The sequence below is a fragment of the Diaphorobacter caeni genome, from assembly GCF_015354245.1.
Classification (GTDB): domain Bacteria; phylum Pseudomonadota; class Gammaproteobacteria; order Burkholderiales; family Burkholderiaceae_C; genus Diaphorobacter_A; species Diaphorobacter_A caeni.
This window is the reverse complement of the sequence record NZ_JADKYZ010000008.1, coordinates 38,597-58,422: the sequence shown is the minus strand read 5'-3', so window position 1 is coordinate 58,422 and position 19,826 is coordinate 38,597. Positions and strand designations below refer to the sequence as shown.

Genomic DNA, 19,826 nt, shown 5'->3' with positions numbered 1-19,826 from the left:
TGTGGGCAACGGCACGCTTGTTTTCAGTGGCGGCTCCAATGACGGCTCCGGGCGGCTCGTCTTCGGAGAGCAAGGCACTGCTGTCATCCCTGACGCCTTATTCAGCGTCGACGCGGAGCTGCCCGGCCTTGAGGGCATCACCCTGCGCACAGGCGTCTGCGTATCGGTCGACGCGGAGCTGCCTGGCATGGATGCTGATGTCGGTTTGCGCTGGGACGCCAACGTCAGCCGCGGCGGCTTACGTGCTGAGCTGCAGTCAGTCTGGCAAGAGGCCAAGCCCACGTCCGCAGCGCTCATTTCCCCATGGGAAGAAGCTGCTCGCCTGCGCGTGGCTACCGAGGCCAAGTGGCAGAAGGGCAAGCCCATCCCGACGGCCATGCAGCCGCGCTGGGAAGCCACTTTGCCGCTACGCTCGGGCGTGGTCGGCCACTGGCAGGAGGGCCGCGCGCTGCGTACTGGCCTGTCGGTGCCTTGGCAAGACACGCTGCGCCTACGCTCCGGCGTGTTCAGCCATTGGCAAGACGGCGTCGCACTGCGCGTGGGTCTGGCAGTGCCGTGGCAAGACACCCTGCGCCTGCGTTCCGGTGTGTTCAGCCACTGGCAAAACGGCCAACCGATGCGTGCTGCCCAGATCGGTCGCTGGCGTGATGGCCTGCCGACCAGATCGGGCATCCGCTCGCACTGGGAAGAGGCCCGCAAGCCGCCGCCAGGGGTGTCGCTTCGGCCGCCAGTTATCGTCGAGCCTGAAACGCCTTGCTATGACCCGGCGACTGTGGGCCGTCTCATCTTCTCGGACCTCGCGATGGGCGACGCGCGGCTCGTGTTCGTCTGCCAGCGGCCCGGCCAAGTCCTGCCACCCGCAGCCATCGTCATCCAGCCGCAAAGGACATACGTCGTGATCAATGAAGTCGAGATCCGCCGAGCGGACAACCTGGGCGGAGATCCGCTGCCGTGCGAGAGCTTCAGCATGTCGCTCAACAGCGGCTCGTGGGCGTGGACGTTCAGCGCCACGTTCCACATTTCCGCACGCGAGGCCGTCACACCGGTCAACTACAACCAGCCCATCGAGCTCGAGGCGCGCGTCAATGGTCAGCCGTTCAGACTGCTGGCCGAGCAGCCATTGCCGACGCGCCGATTCGCAGAGCACACCATCGGGATCTCCGGCCGCAGCCGCGCGGCCCACCTCGACGACCTGGAGGCGCTGCAGACCTTCGGCAACACACTCGATGTGTCGGCCCACCAGCTCATGCAAGAGTGCCTCACGGTCAACGGCGGGAGCTTCGGTTGGGACGTTGACTGGCAGATCACAGACTGGATCGTGCCCGGTGGCGTCTGGATGCACCAAGGCACGTGGATCTCGGCCATCGCCGACATCGCGGCGGCGACAGGCGGCTACCTGCAGCCGCACGACACCGATCAGATCATGCGCGTCCTGCCACTGTGGCCGCAGCCCTGGTGGCGCTTCGACCAGCTCACGCCGGACATCGAGCTGCCCGAGGGCTACAGCGAGGTGGACGACACCTCGATCATCTATCAGCCAGCGTACAACCGCATCTTCGTCTCCGGCGAGACGGGCGGCATCCTCGCCGATGTCACGCGCGCAGGGACGGCGGGCGACATCCTCAAGCAGATGGTCGTCCACCCACTCATCACCGAGGTCAGCGCCGCCCAGCAACGCGCCATCGCCGAGCTGTCGCAGTCGGGCGTTGGTCTGCGTCACAAGATGATCCTGCCGATCAATGCAACCAAGGGCGGCGTGATCAAGCCCGGCACGATCCTGCGATACGTCGACGACAGCTCCGCCTGGCGCACCGGCATCGTGCGGTCGACGTCGGTGGCGATGCAGTTCCCAGAGCTGACCCAGAGCTTGGAGGTCGAGAGCCATGTCTAACTTCTACACAGCGCTGCGCAAGATCCTCGCCCCCGGCGTGCAGCAGGTGGGCACGGTCTCAGCCTACGAGGACGGCACGGCCACGGTCGACCTGCCAGGCGGCGGCCAGCTCCGCGCCAAAGGCCAGACGCAGGTGGGAGCCAAGGTGTTCACCCAGGACAGCAAGATCGTCGGGCCTGCGCCGGATCTGCCGTTGTATGTGACCGAGATCTAAAGCGACGAACGCTGTGCTACGCTGTCTCGATACTGGAGGAGCACCGTGTCGAGGCGACAATCAACAATTACCGCCTTTCATGAGGCTGGGCATGCCGTGTTGGCTATGGCCAATGGATTCAGGGTCACTGAAATTGCAAATTGTTTAGATGACACCGGACACGGCCATGTGTTGTATTCGCAGCCTAAAAACCCTTCTCTGGTAGATCGCCTACGCATTGTTGTTGTCGCAGCGGGGGGCGCTGCAGCAGATTTTCGCAACTGGGACGCTGAAAAAAAGCTCCGCGGCGATGAAACGGAATCGGACGAATGTGTCGACGGTCTCCGCAGTGACATTGAATCTGCCTCCATGCATCTCTCCGAAATCAGAGACCCTGGCAGCTTTGAAGACTACATTGGGGTGGCCATGGTATTTCTGCGGAAGCCTGAAATTTGGCACTGGGTTGAGTTGTTTGGAGAGGTTATGCAAATAACCCCAAAGCTCAATGGGCAAGAGGTGCTGCAGCGCGCTTTCAACCAAGTTCCAAAGATCACTGAGAAAGACCTCATGTTCTGGAGAGAACAGATTGTTTTCAACCGCGTTTTGGACCGCTGAGACGCGCAACGCCTTAGCAGTTTTTTGACGCGGAATTTTGTTTTGCTCAGTGAAAGCGTTTCCCTGCCCATTTATCGCAGCGCTTCGTGATCAAATATCGCAGCGCGCTTCAGCCCGAAACGCGCAGCGTTTCGAGAGCGGGGGGAAGGCGCGCAGCGCCTCAGGGGGGTGTTCCGAGCCTTCTTCCGGCAGCCATGAGTCCCATGCGCACCATGGTGTAGTGGTTGGCACCCATGCTCACGGCGCTGCTGGGCAGCGCGTTGAGCACGCGGCGCTTGCCGTGCACGGTGTAGTGCAGTTCGGGCTCGGGATAGGCCTCGCCCTCGGTGTCGAGAAGGCTGGCGACGATGGGAAAGCTCGTGGATTCGCCCCGGCGCAGCACGATGGCGGTGTCGCCGTTGTCCAGTTTCACGAATGTGCCCGGCGGGCACAGACCGACCGTGCGCACCAGAATGAACCCCACCTCGTCGCTTTGCGAGACGTTCTTGCCGAGCAGTGCGCGCATGGAGTCCGTGGCGCTGCGGCCCATGCGGGACTTGCGGGGGCTGATGAAGGCCGCGTAGCGGTCAACCGAGGCAAGAATGTGCGTGAGGCGCTCCTCGGGATGCAGGCTCTTGAGTGGCTCGCGTGCGCGGTCGCGGCGTGGTGCGTGGTGGTAGGCGACGGAGTCGAGCCAGAGATCGTCGGCCACGCCGACATGTTCGAGCAGCTCCATGCCTTTTTCGGCGTGCCGGTTGATGGCTTCCTGCTGCTGGGCAGTGATCGGGTCGGCCCGCTCGGCGAGCTCGTCCTGAAGATCCGTCATGCCGATGTTCATGGTGAACGCCGCGCGCACGAGACTGTCGCGCTCGTTGCGTGGGAGGCCGAATTCCTGCGCGAGGATGTGGCACAGCGCGGCGCACACCAAGGCATGCGACGCGCTGTAGCCCGCGCTGTTGGTCGAGGCCAATTGGAAGATCAGGTACAGGGTGGAATCCACGTCCTGCGCGACCATCTCCTGCAGCCACTGGTCGCATTGACGGATCTTCGCGGGGAAATCGGCGGTCTGCAGAGGGCGGTGCAGCACAAACGCAAGAGCTGCCTGCATGTCGCCCCAGTGGGCCAGAAGCTCTTCGTACTCGTTGGGCGAGGTGGATTCGACGATGGGGATTTTTCCTGCAAGTACGCTCATCTTGCTCTTGTCGTGACGGTGGTTCGGTCGCCTCTTCGGCCACATCGGACATTGCGATATGGCGTCTGGATCATTCTTCCATTTTTGACAGAGGGGGGATATAGGCGGTGATACCAAGGGGCAGCATGACCCAATGGGCGTAGACTATTTCCTCTCCAGCACCATTTCATCGTTCGTGCGGCTCATCTGAAACGCGTTCAGAAAGCTGTTGCCCAGCAGGACGTAGGGCATCGGTTGGGGCAACACGACGGCATCCACATTGCGCAATTCGATGTCACCGGTGCGCACGCTGTCGAGCTTGATGCGGTGCGCGGCGACGCTGCCGTTTCCGGTGCCGATCATCACCTGCTGGCCGTCCTGGAACTTCACGCCCATGCGCAGCGCTTCAGATTGACTGAACGCCACCAGCGTCGCCCCGGTGTCGACCATGTATTGCATGACCTTGCCGTTGATGAGACCTGAGTTCACGAAGTGACCACGCGAGTCGGCGCGCAGCACGAGGCGCTGTTTGCCGCCGCCGCCATTGGCGCTCACGTGCACGGGCGTATCGCCCAGCCGCAGCGTGAGTCGGGTTCCTGCGGATTCGATGACGACGTTGTCACCCCCGACGGAGATCACCTTGATCCCGGAGGCGGAATCCCCCGGCCCCAGCGTGCGCGGGGACGTGCCGTCGATGACGAGCAGTGCCTTGCTGCCCAGCACGCCCACCAGGGCGGCCTGCTGGGCGGATGCAGACAAGGCCGCAAAGGCGAGCGACGCAGCCACCATGGCTGTTCGGGCGACGGATGGGGCTGGGCGGCGCATGGCGTCGTGAGCGGGGTGCAAGTCCGGGATCAGTCGCGGAAATTGTCGAAGGACAGCGGCAGGTCGGCGATGTCCTTGCGGATCAGGGCCATGGCGGCCTGCAGATCGTCGCGCTTGGCGCCGGTCACGCGGACCTTTTCTTCCTGGATGGCGGCCTGCAGCTTGAGCTTGCTTTCCTTGATGGCCTTCTGGATCTTCTTGGCGTTCTCGGCGTCGATGCCGTTGCGCACCTTGACGACCTGCTTGAGCTTGTCGCCACCGATCTTCTGGGGCTTGCCGATGTCAAGAAAGCGCACGTCCACGTTGCGCTTGGTGAGCTTGTTGCGCAGGATGTCCTCGACCTGCTGGAGCTGGAACTCGGCGTCACCGAACATGGTGATTTCCTTGTCCTTGAGTTCCACGCCGGCGGAGGTGCCCTTGAAATCGAAACGCGTGCCGATTTCCTTGGCGGTGTTTTCAATGGCGTTTTTCACTTCGACGAAGTTGGCTTCGAGGACGGTATCAAAAGAAGGCATGGCTTTACTCTCGGAATCTACATACAAACCCGATGGCGTTTTCGCCCGGGTGCGACAATTGGGTCGATGTTAGTCGAGAACAACGTTCCTCTCCAGCAATACAACACCTTTGGCATCGTTGCCAAGGCGCAGATGCTGGTGCGCGCCCAGTCGGTTCAGGATGTGCGCGATCTGATTTCCTCGCCTGAACTGGCCGGCCAGCCCGTCTTCGTGCTCGGCGGCGGCAGCAACATCGTGATCACCGGCGACGTCAAACCCGTGGTACTCAAAATGGAGATCAAGGGGCTGCGTCTCGTCGAGGAGACCGACAAGGCCTGGATCATCGAGGCCGGCGCTGGGGAGGTCTGGCATGACGCCGTGGCCTGGAGCATCGAGCACGGCTTCCCGGGGCTCGAGAATCTGGCGTTGATTCCGGGCACCGTGGGCGCGGCTCCGGTGCAGAACATCGGTGCCTATGGGATCGAGCTGCAGGACCGTTTCGACTCGCTGGACGCTGTCGATCTGGCCACCGGGCAGAGCTTCTCGCTCGACGCTGCGCAGTGCGCGTTCGGCTACCGCGATTCGGTGTTCAAGCATGCGCCGCAGTCCCCCGAGGCGAGCGGCGCTTTGCCGCGCGGCATGGGGCTCGCGGGTCGCGCGGTGATCACCCATGTGCGCTTTCGCCTCTCCAAGCAATGGAAGCCCGAGCTCGGCTATGCCGATCTGGAGCGCAAGCGGATCGAGACCGGCGTGAGCGAGCCCACGGCACGCCAGATTTTCAACTGGGTCTGCGAGATCCGCCGCGCCAAATTGCCTGACCCTGCCGTGATCGGCAACGCGGGCAGTTTCTTCAAGAATCCGACGGTCACCGAATACCAATGCGCCGACATCATCGCGCGGGAACCCAAGATCGTGCACTACCCGATGGCGGACGGCTCGATCAAGCTGGCCGCGGGCTGGCTGATCGATTCGTGCGGCTGGAAGGGCAAGTCCATCGGCAAGGCCGGCGTCTACGAAAAGCAGGCGCTGGTGCTGGTCAATCGCGGCAGCGGCGAGGACAGCGTGACGGGCGGGGAAGTGATGACGCTGGCCCGGGCGATCCAGACCAGCGTCTACGAGCGCTTCGGCATCCGGCTGGAGCCGGAGCCGGTCGTCGTCTGACCGATTGGATTACTGGCCCGACAGACGCCAGAACGAGGCGCGGAAGAACAGGCTCTGGATCTTGTTCGGGGCTTTGTCTTCCACACCGATTTCGAGTGGCACATAGGCCTTCTGGCAGTCGAGCAGATAGGCGCTGGCGTTGGGGGCGGGGCTGTTGATGCGGCCGGCCAGCTTGCAGGAGCCGACGGTGTCGCGCAGCTGCTTCATGGCCTGCTGGACCTGATCGGGCGTGGCCTGCTTGTTGAACTCGGCCGAGAACATGTCGGCATTGAGCGCGGGGCCGACGCCCTCGAGCGAATCAACGATGGACTTGGTGCGCTTGTCCAGCGCCTTTTGAATGGCCTCGCTGGGGCCTGCCGGAGCTGCTGCTGCGGACTTGTTGGCGGCTTCATCAGCGGCCAGGACGGTGCTGGCGCCTGTGGCGACCAGCAGGGCGGTTGCAAGCAGCGTGGGAATGCGATTCTTCACTGGAATTCCTGACTTCCTTGGATTTCGGTGTCGCTACTGTAGCGCTCACGCGCGCAGTGTGGTTATCGGCACCGTTACAGAGTCATTCATTTGAAAGCGAAATGGCCCGCAGCCGATAGCTGCAGGCCATTTGCAACACTCCGGTGCGGAATGTGGCGGTCGGCGGCGGGGCGTCAGTCCGCCGTTGCGCCGGAGGCCTTGACGGCCTCGCCCCACTTCTTGATGTCCGAGTCGATCAGCTTGGTGAAATCGGCGGTGCCCATGCCATAGGCTTCGGCGCCCAGCTCGGAGATCTTCTGCTTGACGTTGTCCTGCTTGAGGATGTCCTGCACATAGCCGTTCATGCGTTCGGCCAGTTCCTTGGGCATGCCTTTGGAGCCGATCATGCCGTACCAGGGCTCCACCTCGAAGTTGGTGAAGCCCTGCTCGTGCAGGCTCTTCACGCCGGGGAACTTGGGAGAGGCGTGCTTGCTGGTGATCGCCAGTGCCTTGATCTTGCCCGCGTCGATCTGGGGCTTGAGCGGCACGGGGTTGTCGATGGCGTACTGCACCTCATTGCTCATCACGGCGAGGATCAGCGGAGCCGAGCCTTTGTACGGGATGTGCGGCGACTTCACCTTGGCCTGCATCTGGAACATCTCGACCAGCATGTGCTGAGGGGAGCCCGCACCGGCGGAGCCGAAGTTGACCTTGTCGGCCTTGATCTGCTTCATCAGGTCGTCCATCGAGTTGATTCCCGACTTGGCGCTGGTCACCAGCAGGAAGGGCGCCTTGGCGATGGTGGTGATGGGCGTCAGATCTTTGCGTGGATCGTAGGGAACGCTCTTGTACAGCGTGGGCGAGATCACCACGGGGCTGCTCGAGCCCACGAGGTAGGTTCCGCCGTCCGGCTTGGCGCGGCTCACGAAGGCGGTGGCGATGTTGCCGTTGGCGCCGGCCTTGCTGTCGACGATGACGTTGGCATCGATGCGCTTTTCGAGTTCCAGCGCGATGATGCGGGCGAGCATGTCGCTGGTGCCGCCGGGTGAATAGGGCTGCACGAGGGTGATGGTCTTGACGGGCCAGGCGTCCTTGGCGTGCACGATGGTGGGAGCGGCAGCGGAGAGAGCCACGGCGGCCGCGGCAAGCATTGCATTTCTGCGAAGCATGAATGTCCTTGAGGGCGTTGGTCAGCAGGAGTGACCACGAATGGGAAACGGGCGCCTCGACCCAGGGAGTGGGCGCCCACGTTGGTGGGTGCAATCGAAATCAATTTCCGATTGAACCAACCGAGCAAGGCCGCGATTGTGCTTCAGGACAGCAGTTGGCCGACTGCATATTCTTGGGTCTCGGGCGGGGGCAAAAGTCTGTTAAAAGGGCAGGCGGATTCCGACGGGAAAATGGCTCTGCGCGCGGCCTTCGGGGTTTTTTGGCTTGGCGCAAGAGCGATGTGTGCAGGAACTTCGAGGCGAATTCCATTACGTTTTCCAGTGTCTTTGGAGCTGGCGAAGCGATATGCCGCAGAAACGAAAAAGCCGCCTGGTCGGCGGCTTTTTGCAAGGGGCGAGGGCAGGCGTTACTTCTTGCTGCCGTCGTTCAGTTGTGCCAGAGCGGCATTGCCGCCGAGCGACAGCAAACCGGCTTCGGAGTACACACGCAGCTTGTCGCGGGTGTCGACGATGTCGAGGTTGCGCATGGTCAGCTGGCCGATGCGGTCGGCTTGGCTGAACGGAGCGTCTTCCACCTTTTCCATCGACAGACGCTCTGGAGCGTAGGTCAGGTTGGGCGACTCGGTGTTCAGCAGCGAATAGTCGTTGCCGCGGCGCAGCTCCAGCGTCACGGTGCCGGTCACGGCGCGGGCGATCCAGCGCTGGGCGGATTCACGCAGCATGATGGCCTGCGGGTCGAACCAGCGGCCTTGGTACAGCAGGCGGCCCAGCTTCAGGCCGTTGATGCGGTACTGCTCGATCGTGTCTTCGTTGTGGATGCCGGTCACCAGACGCTCGTAGGCGATGTGCAGCAGCGCCATGCCGGGAGCTTCATAGATGCCGCGGCTCTTGGCTTCGATGATGCGGTTCTCGATCTGGTCGCTCATGCCGAGGCCGTGACGGCCGCCGATGCGGTTGGCTTCGAGCATCAGCTCGACCGGATCGTCAAAGCGCTTGCCGTTCAGTGCCACCGGACGGCCTTCCTCGAAGGTCACGGAGACTTCTTCGGCCTTGACGTCGACTTCCGGCTTCCAGAACGCCACGCCCATGATCGGGTTGACGATGCGGATGCCGCTGTTCAGAAACTCCAGATCCTTGGCTTCGTGCGTCGCGCCCAGCATGTTGGAGTCTGTGGAGTAGGCCTTTTCGACCGACATCTTGTAGCCGAAGCCTTCCTTGATCAGGAATTCAGACATCTCGGTGCGGCCGCCCAGTTCGTCGATGAACTGCTGGTCGAGCCAGGGCTTGTAGATCTTGAGCGCCGGGTTGGTCAGCAGACCGTAGCGGTAGAAGCGCTCGATGTCATTGCCCTTGAAGGTCGAGCCGTCGCCCCAGATGTTGACGTCGTCTTCCTTCATGGCGGCCACGAGCATGGTGCCGGTCACGGCACGGCCCAGAGGCGTGGTGTTGAAGTAGGTGATGCCGCCGGTCGAGATGTGGAACGCGCCGGCCTGGATGGCGGCGATGCCTTCGTTGGCCAGTTGGGTGCGGCAGTCGATCAGACGGGCTTTTTCGGCGCCGTATTCCATCGCCTTGCGGGGGATCGCGTCGTAGTCTTCTTCGTCGGGCTGGCCGAGGTTGGCGGTGTAGGCGTAGGGCAGTGCGCCCTTGTTCTTCATCCAGCGCAGGGCTGCGCTGGTGTCAAGGCCGCCGGAGAAGGCGATGCCGACCTTCTGGCCGGCGGGGAGGTTTTGCAGGATGTTTGCCATGAGGGTGTCCGTGTGTGTTGGATGACGCTGCGTTGATGCGCTGTGGAATCAAGCGTAGTGGCAGATGTAGTGGTAAGCCTCGGTCACCCGGATGTCGAATTTGGAATTGGCCGGGATGCTGAATTTCTCACCAGGGCCCGACTTCACCCACTGGTCGGAACCGGCGAGCTTGTATTCGCAGGCGCCGCCCACGCATTCCATGATCTCGGCAGCGGCGGTGCCGAAGGTGAGCTCGGACGGCAGAACCACGCCCACGGACTTCTTGGTGCCGTCGGGGTAGGTGAAGCTGTGGCTCACGCATTTTCCGTCGAAGTACACATTGGCTTTGGTCGTGAGAGATACGCCGTCAATCTTTTCGGTGGTCATGGAGTGCGCTGAATTTCAGTGGATTGGTGAATAGGTCAAACCCTCAATTCTAGGCTCCCGCGCAGGCACAGTGGTTTTGTCCGGATTGAACCGGCAAGAGCACCGAAGGAAAAAGGAGCCGCGAGGGCTCCTTGGGGGTGTGGGAGCGCGTCGCGCTTCACTGGCGATAGGCCTCTCCGCGCGAGTTGCGGTACTCGATGGCGTTGTCCGTGACGGGCGCGGTGTAGCTGCCCGTGGGGCTGGAGACCACGACACCAGCCTGAGGTGCTCCGTAGCCGTTCTGGCCAGGGTAGGGGTTGCCTTGGTAGCCGCTGTCGTAGCCGTAGCTGCCTTCTTCGTCGTAGCGGTTGTCGCTGTAGTAGCCCTGAGGTTGCTGCTGCGGTGGTTGATACTGCACCTGGGGCTGTTGGTACTGCGGCTGATACTGCTGTTGCTGGTATTGCTGCGGATACTGGCTGTAGGGCTGCTCGTAGGGGCGTCCGTACTGGTCATATTGGCCATACTGGCCGCCATAGCCTTGGCCGGTGGGCTGCACCGAGAGCGGGATCCATGCGCCGGGCTGGTAGTCGGTGCGCGTGGTGTAGCGGCGGCCTGCGTATTCGTAGGTCACGTCGTAGCCGATCGTGCGGCTTTCGTAGGAGGTCTGCGTGCCGCAGCGATGCACCGGGTAGTAGCCGGGAGGGCCGGCCTCGACCTGGTTGCCGACGATGGAGCCGCTCATGGATCCGATGGCGATGGCCGCCGCACGGCCCGAGCCGCCGCCGATGGCGCTGCCCGCCAGACCGCCGACGATGGCGCCCAGCAACGCACCGCCGCCCGTGGGCTGGCGACGGGTGTAGACATAGTCGCTCCCGCAGACCTGCTGCGGAATCGCCACCTGCTGGATCACCGGCGTGGCCGAGAGCACGCGGCCTTGCTCCTGTTGAGCGAAGGCGGGCAGGGCAGCGGCCGTCGAGGCCGTGAGAAGGGTGAGGGCGACGAACTTGTTCATGAGCGGATACTCCTTGTGCTCGCATGACTGATCGCATAACGCGCCAGCCAAGGCAAAAGTTTAGGCGCCGAGCGTCAAAAACTGTGTGCGACTGCGTAAAGCTACGTAAACCGCTGTCAGCACACGGTTTTGGGTGGTGGAGTCAGCCGCCGAGCAGCTCGCTCCACTTGTCGATGTCAAATCCCACGGTCACGCGGCCACCGGCCTTGCCATCCCATTCTGCAACGGGACGCTTGATGACCGAGGCGTGCTCCTTCATGACCTCGATGGCGCCAGCGTCATCGGCCGCACGGGCCTGCACATCCGCGTCGAGCTTGCGCCAGGTCGTGCCCTTGGTGTTGAGCAGCTTGTCGCGGCCAACGGCTTTCAGCCAGCCCGGCAGGCGGTCGGCGGGCACGCCTTGCTTCTTGAAGTCGTGGAACTGGTAGTCCACGCCTTGGTCGGTGAGCCAGGTGCGGGCCTTTTTCACCGTGTCGCAGTTGGGGATTCCGTAGATGATGATTGTGGGGGTACTCATGGTGGTGATCATCGCCGATGCCGGGGTGCGCGACAATGGCGGGCTGTATGCACCATCTACCTGACACTCTGGAAGGCTGGCTGAGCTATTGCGAAAGCCTGCATCCCCGCAACATCGAAATGGGCCTTGAGCGCGTGGGCGAAGTGGCCAAGCGGCTGAACCTGCATTTCGATTGCCCCGTGATCACCGTCGCAGGCACCAACGGCAAAGGCTCCACCTGCGCGATGCTCGAGGCCGTGGCCCTGCAGTCGGGCTTCAAGCCGGGCGTGTTCACCTCGCCGCATCTGGTGCACTTCGAAGAGCGTTGCCGCGTGCATGGCGAGATCGTCACCGCTGCCCAGCTCGTGGAGCAGTTCGCGGCCGTCGAGTCGGCGCGGGTGCAGGGCGGCAACGAGATTGCGCTGACCTATTTCGAATTCACGACGCTGGCGGTCCTGCGCCTGCTGAGCCTCTCCAGGCTCGACGTGGCGATCCTCGAGGTCGGCATGGGTGGTCGTCTCGACGCGACCAACATCATCGACACCGACTGCGCGATCATCACCAGCGTCGATCTCGACCATATGGAATTTCTCGGCACCGACCGCGAGAGCATCGGCCGCGAGAAGGCGGGCATCATGCGCGGCGGCAAGCCCGCCGTGGTGAGCGATCCGATGGCGCCGCAGAGCGTGATCGATCATGCGCGCGAGATCGGTGCCGATCTGTGGCGCTTCGGTGTCGATTTCAACTTCACCGGCGACAAGCAGCAATGGGCCTGGGCAGGACGTGGCCGCCGCTATGCGGGGCTGTCGTATCCGGCGCTGCGCGGCGCGAACCAGCTGGTCAACGCCTCCGGCGTGCTCGCGGCCTTCGAGGCCATCCGCGACAAGCTGCCGGTGACCGCTCAGGCCGTGCGCACGGGCCTCGCGATGGTCGAGCTGCCGGGCCGCTTCCAGATCATTCCCGGTCAGCCCACCATGGTGCTGGACGTGGCGCACAACCCGCACTCCGTGGCGGCGCTCGCTGCCAATCTGGATGCGATGGGTTATTTCCCCGTCACTCACGCCGTGTTCGGAGCGATGGCGGACAAGGACCTGACGCCGATGCTCAACAAGATCGGCCCGCTGATCGACCGCTGGTATTTCACTGACCTGCCCACGCCGCGCGCAGACACCGCCGCGCACCTGCAGCAGAAGTGGAACGCCGTGCAGATGGTGGCCGGTGGCAAGCGGGAAGTGAAGACTTCGTTGCACGCCAATCCAGAAGCCGCGTTGCAGGCGGCAATAGCTGCCGCTGACCCGGCTGATAGAATTGTGGTCTTTGGCTCGTTCTACACAGTGGGCGGTGTGCTGCAGCATGGCACGCCTCGTCTGCAAGCCAAGCATCTGGGTACGTAACTGCGTAACGCGTCCATACCACATGGCATTCATCAAGTTTCCCTGGTCCGGTCAGAAAGAAAAAGACACTGGCAGCAGCAAAGCTCCCCGCCGTTCGCGCGTTGCCGCGCAGGCGGAAAGTGTCGAGGTCATGCGCCGCCGTGCGCGCCATCGCCTGATCGGCGCCGCAGTTCTGGTGGTTGCCGGTGTGGCCGCGTTCACGCTGCTGTTCGATACCAAACCACGTCCTGTTCCCGTCAATCTTCCGGTCGACGTGCCTGATCGCAATACCGTGGCGCCTCTGGTGGTGCCGGGTACGCCGGGCTCCACCGCGACGGCCGCGCGACCCGCAGGCTCTCTGCCCGATTCGGGCCTCTCCGACGGCGAGGAAGTCGTCACGTCGCCTGCGCGCAAGCCGGCTTCCTCGGTGGCTGCAGTGGTTCCGCCACCGCCTGCTGCTTCCAAGCCAGCGGCACAACCGGCGTTCACCGAGCGTCAGGCCTCCAAGCCTGAAACCAAACCGGAAGCCAAGCCTGAGGTCAAACCCGAGCGCAAGCCGGAGCCCAAACCCGAGGTCAAGCCAGAGCCGAAGCCCGAGGCCAAGCGTGAGGTCAAGCCCGAACACAAGCCGGAGCCAAAGCCCGAACCGAAACCGGAACCCAAGCCAGAGCCCAAACCCGAGCCCAAGCAGCGTCCCGATGAGGCGGCGCGTGCCCGTGCATTGCTGGAAGGCAAGGATTCATCCTTGTCCAGCAGTCCAGCTGCGGCGGCCAAGGCCGAGGGGCGCTTCATCGTGCAGGTCGGCGCGTTCGCCGATGCCGACAAGGCGCAGGAAGTGCGCGGCAAGCTCGCGGGTGCGGGTCTGAAGGCGTTCACCCAGACGGTGGACACCAAGGATGGCAAGCGCACGCGGGTTCGCGTGGGACCGTTCACTGGCCGGGCCGATGCCGACAAGGCGGCGGGCAAGGTCAAGGGGCTGGGTCTTCCAGCTTCCGTGATTCCGCTTTGATGCCAACGAACTGATCGGGAGTCGCGCATGGCTGCGCTGGATTGGTTGTGCATTGTGGTGCTGCTCGGGTCGCTGGTCATCGGGGCCTGGCGCGGGCTGGTGTTCGAGCTGCTGTCGCTGGCAAGCTGGATCGTCGCGTTCTTTCTCGCGCAATGGTTCGCGGCTGACGCGGCGGCGCTCCTGCCGATGAAAGACTATGACCCGATGATCCAGCAGGTCACCGGGTTCGTGCTGGTCTTCGTGGTGGCGATCTTTGCCTGCAGTTTTCTCGCCTGGCTCCTGAAGAAACTGATCGATGCCATGGGCCTCAGGCCTGCGGATCGCGCGTTGGGTGGAATTTTCGGGCTGCTGCGCGGCGTGCTGGTGCTGCTGGTCGTGACCGTGGTGGCCCAGTTCACGCCGATGCACGAGGCAGAGTGGTGGAAAATTTCGCATTCCGCCCCCATCTTGGAGCAGGCGCTTGCGGCCATAAAACCCGTATTGCCGGCCGACATGGCGATGCGGCTTCCGGTCTGAAACCGGAAATAGCGGCGACAATTGCGGTCCCGCAAGTTCTTTTTGAATTGTTGTGAGAGTTCGGCGGATATCCCCCGCCAGAGAATGGAAACCGAATATGTGTGGAATCGTCGGTGTGGTCAGTGCGACCCCTGTCAATCAGCTGATCTATGACGCCCTGCTGTTGTTGCAGCATCGCGGCCAGGACGCTGCAGGCATCGTCACGCAGGATGGACGCAAGTTCTTCATGCACAAGGCGAAGGGCATGGTGCGCGACGTGTTTCGCACCCGCAACATGCGCGGCCTGCCGGGCATGGTGGGGCTGGGTCAGTGCCGCTATCCGACCGCCGGCAATGCGTCGAGCGAGGAAGAGGCGCAGCCGTTCTACGTGAACGCCCCGTTCGGCATCGTGATGGTGCACAACGGCAATCTGACCAACGCCAAGCAACTGCGCGAAGAGCTCGCCAGCACCGACCACCGCCACACCAACACCGAGAGCGATTCCGAAGTGCTGGTCAATGTGCTTGCCCATGAGCTGGCACGTGCGAGCAGCGGTGCGCCGCTCAAGAGCGAAGACGTGTTCAAGGCCGTGCGCGCGGTGCACAAGCGCCTCAAGGGCTCGTATGCGGTGATCGCGCTGATCGCCGGTTACGGTCTGCTCGCGTTCCGTGATCCCTACGGCATTCGCCCGCTGTGCATGGGCAAGAGCGCCGACGGCACCATCATGCTGGCCAGCGAATCCGTGGCCCTGGAAGGCACGCTGCATCAGCTCGAGCGCGACGTCGCTCCGGGCGAGGCCGTGTTCGTGCACGACGACGGCCGCGTCGAGGCCGAGCAATGCGCCGAGTCGCCGATGCTGCATCCCTGTGTGTTCGAGTACGTGTACCTCGCGCGCCCCGATTCGGTGATGGACGGAATCTCCGTCTATCAGGCGCGCCTGAACATGGGCGAGACGCTGGCCAAGCGCGTGGTCTCCACCGTGCCGCCGAGCGAGATCGACGCGATCATTCCGATCCCCGAATCGAGCCGACCCAGCGCGATGCAGCTGGCCCAACTGCTGGGCATTCCCTACCGCGAAGGCTTCGTGAAGAACCGCTACGTGGGCCGCACCTTCATCATGCCGGGCCAGTCCACGCGCAAGAAGTCCGTGCGCCAGAAGCTCAACGCCATCGGCAGCGAGTTCAAGGGCCGCAAGGTGCTGCTGGTCGACGATTCCATCGTGCGCGGCACGACGTCCAAGGAGATCGTGCAGATGGCGCGTGACGCGGGGGCGGTGAAGGTCTATCTCGCCTCGGCCGCGCCACCGGTGCGCTATCCGAACGTCTACGGCATCGACATGCCCACCAAGACCGAGCTGGTCGCCCACGACCGCACGGTCGAGGAGATCCGTCAGGTGATCGGTGCGGACGCGCTGATCTATCAGGACGTGGACGCCATGAAGGTCGCCGTGGGCAAGATCAACCCGGCGGTGCAGGGCTTTGAAGCCTCCTGCTTCGATGGCGAGTACGTCACCGGCGACATCTCCGACGTGGACATCAGCGCGATCAACGCGGGTCGCAACGAACAGGTGGAAGACGACGAGGACGCCACACTGGCTTGAGGAGCCGCCGACATCCGGCCCTCCGGGGCGGCGTCGTCGTGACCGCCGCCCGCGCAGAATTTGAAGCGCGCATGTTTTCTCCGAAGGCGCGCAGCCGTCAATGACGTGCATTGGCGGTCCTGAGAAATATTTGCAAGGATTTATCGTGACCGACAGAACATTGCCGCAAGGCCTGCACCCGGATACGCTCGCCGTGCGCGAGGCAATCGACCGCAGCCAGTGGGGTGAACACAGCGAAGCGCTGTATTTGACCAGCAGCTTCGTGCAACCGGATTGCGCCACGGCGGCGCGCCGTTTCGCGGCGGAGGAAGACGGCTACACCTACAGCCGCACGAGCAATCCCTCGGTCACCAGCTTCGAGAAGCGCTTGGCGGCCATGGAAGGCACGGAATGCGCCGTGGCGACCTCGACCGGCATGTCGGCCATTCTGCTGGTGGCGCTGACGGCGTTGAAGGCGGGCGATCACGTGATCTGCTCGCAGTCCATGTTCGGCTCGACGATCAAGTTGCTCGGCACCGAGATGGCGCGCTTCGGCGTTGAGACGACGTTCGTTTCACAGACGGACGTGCAGGCCTGGAAGGACGCCGTGCGTCCCAACACCAAGCTGCTGTTTGCCGAGACACCGACCAATCCGCTGACCGACCTGTGCGACATCGCCGCGCTGGCCGAAGTCGCCCACGCCCATGGCGCGCTGCTCGCGGTGGACAACAGTTTTGCATCGCCTGTGCTGCAGCAGCCCGCCAAGTTCGGCGCGGACGTCGTCGTGCATTCGGGCACCAAGTTCCTCGACGGTCAGGGCCGCGTGATGGCGGGCGCCGTCTGTGGCACCGTGGCGCTGGTCGACAAGGTCATGGGCACGTTCCTGCGCAGCGGTGGTCTGAATCTCGCGCCGTTCAATGCCTGGGTGGTGATGAAGGGGCTTGAAACCCTCGCCATCCGCGTCAAGGCGGAGAGCGCAGCCGCGCTGGAACTCGCCACCTGGCTCGAGGCGCATCCCAAGGTCGCGCGCGTGTATTACCCCGGTCTCAAGAGCCATCCCCAGCACGAGCTGGCAATGCGCCAGCAGAACGGCATGGGCGGCGCGGTGATTGCGTTCGACGTCATCGGCGAGGGCGCGGAGCAGCTGCGCGCCAACGCCTTTCATGTGGTCGACAGCACGCGCGTGTGCAGCATCACGGCCAACCTCGGCGACGTGAAGACCACCATCACGCATCCGGCCAGCACATCGCACGGCCGGTTGAGCGAAGCGCAGCGTCAGGCTGCCGGAGTGGGGCAGGGCCTCATTCGCATTTCCGTGGGACTCGAGCATCTTGACGACCTCAAGAACGACCTCTCCCGTGGACTGGACACACTGAAATGAACACCAAAGTACGCACCCGATTCGCCCCTTCTCCCACGGGCTTCATCCATCTGGGCAACATCCGCTCGGCCCTGTATCCATGGGCCTTCGCGCGCGCCAACGAGGGTGACTTCATCCTGCGCATCGAAGACACCGACGTGGAGCGTTCCACGCAGGCATCGGTCGACGTGATTCTGGAGGGCATGGAATGGCTGCAGCTCGATCACGACGAGGGGCCGTTCTATCAGATGCAGCGCATGGACCGCTACAAGGAAGTGCTGGCCGTTCTGCAGGAAAAGGGCTATGTCTATCCCTGCTACATGAGCATGCAGGAGCTCGACGCGCTGCGCGAAAAGCAGATGGCCGCCAAGGAAAAGCCGCGTTATGACGGCACATGGCGCCCCGAGCCAGGCAAGGTGCTGCCTCCGATTCCTGAAGGCGTGAAGCCGGTGCTGCGTTTCAAGACACCGCTGACCGGCGTGGTCGGCTGGGACGACAAGTGCAAGGGCCACATCGAGTTCCAAAACTCCGAGCTCGACGATCTGGTGATCGCGCGCCCCGACGGAACGCCGACCTACAACTTCTGCGTCTGCGTGGACGACATGGACATGACCATCACCCACGTGATCCGCGGTGATGACCATGTGAACAACACGCCCCGCCAGATCCACATCTTCGAGGCGCTCGGCGCCACCGTGCCGGTGTTCGCCCATCTGCCGACCGTGCTCAACGAGCAGGGCGAGAAGATGAGCAAGCGCAACGGCGCCAAGGCCGTCACGCAATACCGCGACGAAGGCTATCTGCCCGATGCGATGGTGAACTATCTCGCGCGTCTCGGCTGGAGCCACGGCGATGACGAGATCTTCTCGCGCCAGCAGTTCCTGGAGTGGTTCAACCTGGACCACCTCGGCCGCAGCGCGGGCCAGTTCGATGAAGCCAAGCTGCGCTGGGTGAACGCCCAGCACCTGAAGGCCATGGACGATGCTGCGCTGGCCGCGATGGTCAAGCCGTTCGTCGTCAAGGCCGGTGTCGCGGAAAGCCTCATCGATGCGGATGATCGCCTCGTGCGCATCGCCGGTCTGTTCAAGGACCGCTGCGAAACCCTGGTCGACATGGCCCAATGGGCGAAGCTCTTCTATATGGAGAGCATCGAACGCAACGCCGAGGACTACGCCAAGCATGTGACCGACGCCGCCAAGCCGCTGATCGCCGCGTTCGCCGCAGCCATGGAAACGGTGGAGTGGAACAAGGAGGCCATCAGCGCCGCCATCAAGCAGGTGCTCAAGGATCAGGGCGTCAAGATGCCGATGCTGGCGATGCCGGTGCGCGTGCTGACACTCGGTACGGCACACACGCCGTCGGTCGATGCAGTGCTCGAACTTCTCGGTCGTGAAAAAGTTTTGATGAATTTGAAAAGCGCCTGAAAACCTGTATATAATTCGAAGCTCAGCAGATGACGACGGTTACACAACTAAACGACGACATCGGTTGGGAAAATTGGGGGTATAGCTCAGCTGGGAGAGCGCTTGCATGGCATGCAAGAGGTCATCGGTTCGATCCCGTTTACCTCCACCAAGAATTCTAGGTTTTGACCCTATCGTCTAGAGGCCTAGGACATCACCCTTTCACGGTGAGTACCGGGGTTCGAATCCCCGTAGGGTCGCCAAGTTTGAAGCACTTGGACTTCAGTTTGAAGTCACAACGCTTTCTGCCAGGAGTGGTAGTTCAGTTGGTTAGAATACCGGCCTGTCACGCCGGGGGTCGCGGGTTCGAGTCCCGTCCACTCCGCCAAGTTTTTCGGTTAGTTCCAAGGTTTTGACCCTATCGTCTAGAGGCCTAGGACATCACCCTTTCACGGTGAGTACCGGGGTTCGAATCCCCGTAGGGTCGCCAAGTTTGAAGCACTTAAAGCTCGAATGAGCGCACAACGCTTCCTGCCAGGAGTGGTAGTTCAGTTGGTTAGAATACCGGCCTGTCACGCCGGGGGTCGCGGGTTCGAGTCCCGTCCACTCCGCCAGATTTCATGGATTTGACCAGTAACGGGTCGTCCCGCAAGGAGACCCGTTTTGTTTTGGTGAGAGCATGGCATGCCATGTTGTCAACCATGTGTCAGATCCCTTGGGGGTATAGCTCAGCTGGGAGAGCGCTTGCATGGCATGCAAGAGGTCATCGGTTCGATCCCGTTTACCTCCACCAAGTTTTGTTGAACGGAAGTTCTTAGGTTACGACCCTATCGTCTAGAGGCCTAGGACATCACCCTTTCACGGTGAGTACCGGGGTTCGAATCCCCGTAGGGTCGCCAAGTTTGAAGCACTTGAAGCTCGCAAGAGTCCACAACGCTTTCTGCCAGGAGTGGTAGTTCAGTTGGTTAGAATACCGGCCTGTCACGCCGGGGGTCGCGGGTTCGAGTCCCGTCCACTCCGCCAAAATCAAAAGCGATACAAGTTTCGGCTTGTATCGCTTT

The 19,826-nt window shown here is 62.7% G+C and carries 19 protein-coding genes and 8 tRNA genes; 18 read left to right on the top strand and 9 right to left on the bottom strand.

The features are described from left to right. Position 1 precedes the first annotated feature (1 nt). The 3 genes from ISG32_RS19065 to ISG32_RS19055 are packed head-to-tail and all read left to right on the top strand — an operon-like array spanning position 2 to position 2,699. Positions 2–1,891: a hypothetical protein gene (locus ISG32_RS19065; RefSeq protein ID WP_194772612.1), complete on the top strand. Its 1,890-nt coding sequence runs from the start codon at positions 2–4 to the stop codon at positions 1,889–1,891. Beyond that, on the top strand, positions 1,884–2,105 hold the full coding sequence (locus ISG32_RS19060; RefSeq protein WP_194772611.1) for a hypothetical protein: 222 nt from the start codon (positions 1,884–1,886) through the stop codon (positions 2,103–2,105). Before ISG32_RS19065 ends, ISG32_RS19060 begins: the two co-directional genes overlap by 8 nt. Positions 2,106–2,150: 45 nt before the next feature. After that, positions 2,151–2,699, top strand: a complete 549-nt coding sequence (locus ISG32_RS19055; RefSeq protein WP_194772610.1) for a hypothetical protein — start codon at positions 2,151–2,153, stop codon at positions 2,697–2,699. A gap of 160 nt (positions 2,700–2,859) precedes the next feature. Here ISG32_RS19055 and ISG32_RS19050 read toward each other — a convergent pair whose 3' ends face one another. From ISG32_RS19050 to ISG32_RS19040, 3 genes are all read right to left on the bottom strand, one after another. Continuing rightward, positions 2,860–3,870 carry an HD-GYP domain-containing protein gene (locus ISG32_RS19050; protein WP_194772609.1) on the bottom strand — a complete coding sequence of 337 codons (1,011 nt, stop codon included), beginning with the start codon at positions 3,868–3,870 and terminating at the stop codon, positions 2,860–2,862. A 144-nt stretch (positions 3,871–4,014) separates the two neighbouring features. Then, positions 4,015–4,674: a retropepsin-like aspartic protease family protein gene (locus ISG32_RS19045; protein WP_228529941.1), complete on the bottom strand. Its 660-nt coding sequence runs from the start codon at positions 4,672–4,674 to the stop codon at positions 4,015–4,017. Positions 4,675–4,703: 29 nt separating this feature from the next. Further along, positions 4,704–5,189 (bottom strand): YajQ family cyclic di-GMP-binding protein, encoded by a 486-nt coding sequence (locus ISG32_RS19040; protein ID WP_194772608.1) that lies wholly within the window; start codon positions 5,187–5,189, stop codon positions 4,704–4,706. A gap of 66 nt (positions 5,190–5,255) precedes the next feature. On the opposite strand from ISG32_RS19040, the gene murB reads away from it, so the two are divergent. Continuing rightward, a complete protein-coding gene (gene murB / locus ISG32_RS19035; protein ID WP_194772607.1) occupies positions 5,256–6,329 on the top strand; it encodes a UDP-N-acetylmuramate dehydrogenase in 1,074 nt (357 codons plus the stop codon). A gap of 9 nt (positions 6,330–6,338) precedes the next feature. Here murB and ISG32_RS19030 read toward each other — a convergent pair whose 3' ends face one another. The 6 genes from ISG32_RS19030 to ISG32_RS19005 form a co-directional block, all read right to left on the bottom strand. After that, positions 6,339–6,797, bottom strand: coding sequence for a hypothetical protein (locus tag ISG32_RS19030; RefSeq protein ID WP_194772606.1), 459 nt, complete (start codon positions 6,795–6,797; stop codon positions 6,339–6,341). Positions 6,798–6,970: 173 nt separating this feature from the next. Beyond that, entirely contained in the window at positions 6,971–7,927 is a 957-nt protein-coding gene (locus ISG32_RS19025) for a Bug family tripartite tricarboxylate transporter substrate binding protein (protein WP_228529940.1), read from the bottom strand. Positions 7,928–8,352: 425 nt separating this feature from the next. Beyond that, positions 8,353–9,693, bottom strand: coding sequence for an argininosuccinate synthase (argG, locus tag ISG32_RS19020; protein ID WP_194772604.1), 1,341 nt, complete (start codon positions 9,691–9,693; stop codon positions 8,353–8,355). A gap of 48 nt (positions 9,694–9,741) precedes the next feature. Next, positions 9,742–10,059 carry a pyrimidine/purine nucleoside phosphorylase gene (gene ppnP / locus ISG32_RS19015; RefSeq protein WP_194772603.1) on the bottom strand — a complete coding sequence of 106 codons (318 nt, stop codon included), beginning with the start codon at positions 10,057–10,059 and terminating at the stop codon, positions 9,742–9,744. Positions 10,060–10,216: 157 nt separating this feature from the next. Next, on the bottom strand, positions 10,217–11,050 hold the full coding sequence (locus tag ISG32_RS27915) for a glycine zipper 2TM domain-containing protein (RefSeq protein ID WP_407645077.1): 834 nt from the start codon (positions 11,048–11,050) through the stop codon (positions 10,217–10,219). A 142-nt stretch (positions 11,051–11,192) separates the two neighbouring features. Next, entirely contained in the window at positions 11,193–11,567 is a 375-nt protein-coding gene (locus ISG32_RS19005; RefSeq protein ID WP_194772602.1) for an arsenate reductase, read from the bottom strand. Positions 11,568–11,614: 47 nt separating this feature from the next. Between ISG32_RS19005 and folC the strand changes: the two genes are divergently transcribed. The 14 genes from folC to ISG32_RS18935 all read left to right on the top strand — a co-directional run bounded on the left by folC (position 11,615) and on the right by ISG32_RS18935 (position 19,788). Beyond that, entirely contained in the window at positions 11,615–12,940 is a 1,326-nt protein-coding gene (gene folC, locus ISG32_RS19000; protein WP_194772601.1) for a bifunctional tetrahydrofolate synthase/dihydrofolate synthase, read from the top strand. A 22-nt stretch (positions 12,941–12,962) separates the two neighbouring features. Further along, entirely contained in the window at positions 12,963–13,928 is a 966-nt protein-coding gene (locus ISG32_RS18995; protein WP_194772600.1) for an SPOR domain-containing protein, read from the top strand. A gap of 27 nt (positions 13,929–13,955) precedes the next feature. Beyond that, positions 13,956–14,444, top strand: coding sequence for a CvpA family protein (locus ISG32_RS18990; protein ID WP_194772599.1), 489 nt, complete (start codon positions 13,956–13,958; stop codon positions 14,442–14,444). 97 nt (positions 14,445–14,541) lie between these two features. Beyond that, positions 14,542–16,023, top strand: coding sequence for an amidophosphoribosyltransferase (gene purF, locus ISG32_RS18985; protein WP_194772598.1), 1,482 nt, complete (start codon positions 14,542–14,544; stop codon positions 16,021–16,023). A 145-nt stretch (positions 16,024–16,168) separates the two neighbouring features. Further along, complete coding sequence (locus ISG32_RS18980; RefSeq protein WP_194772597.1) at positions 16,169–17,383, top strand: O-succinylhomoserine sulfhydrylase; 1,215 nt, start codon at positions 16,169–16,171, stop codon at positions 17,381–17,383. After that, complete coding sequence (gene gltX, locus ISG32_RS18975) at positions 17,380–18,786, top strand: glutamate--tRNA ligase (RefSeq protein ID WP_194772596.1); 1,407 nt, start codon at positions 17,380–17,382, stop codon at positions 18,784–18,786. The genes ISG32_RS18980 and gltX overlap by 4 nt, the downstream gene beginning before the upstream one ends. A gap of 75 nt (positions 18,787–18,861) precedes the next feature. Beyond that, positions 18,862–18,937 (top strand) — tRNA-Ala (locus ISG32_RS18970). 15 nt (positions 18,938–18,952) lie between these two features. Then, a tRNA-Glu gene (locus tag ISG32_RS18965) sits at positions 18,953–19,028 on the top strand. A gap of 48 nt (positions 19,029–19,076) precedes the next feature. Further along, positions 19,077–19,153, top strand: a tRNA-Asp gene (locus ISG32_RS18960). 26 nt (positions 19,154–19,179) lie between these two features. After that, a tRNA-Glu gene (locus tag ISG32_RS18955) sits at positions 19,180–19,255 on the top strand. Between the two features lie 47 nt (positions 19,256–19,302). After that, positions 19,303–19,379 (top strand) — tRNA-Asp (locus ISG32_RS18950). 103 nt (positions 19,380–19,482) lie between these two features. Further along, positions 19,483–19,558 (top strand) — tRNA-Ala (locus tag ISG32_RS18945). A gap of 30 nt (positions 19,559–19,588) precedes the next feature. Then, positions 19,589–19,664, top strand: a tRNA-Glu gene (locus ISG32_RS18940). A 47-nt stretch (positions 19,665–19,711) separates the two neighbouring features. After that, a tRNA-Asp gene (locus ISG32_RS18935) sits at positions 19,712–19,788 on the top strand. The last annotated feature ends 38 nt before the right edge of the window (positions 19,789–19,826 follow it).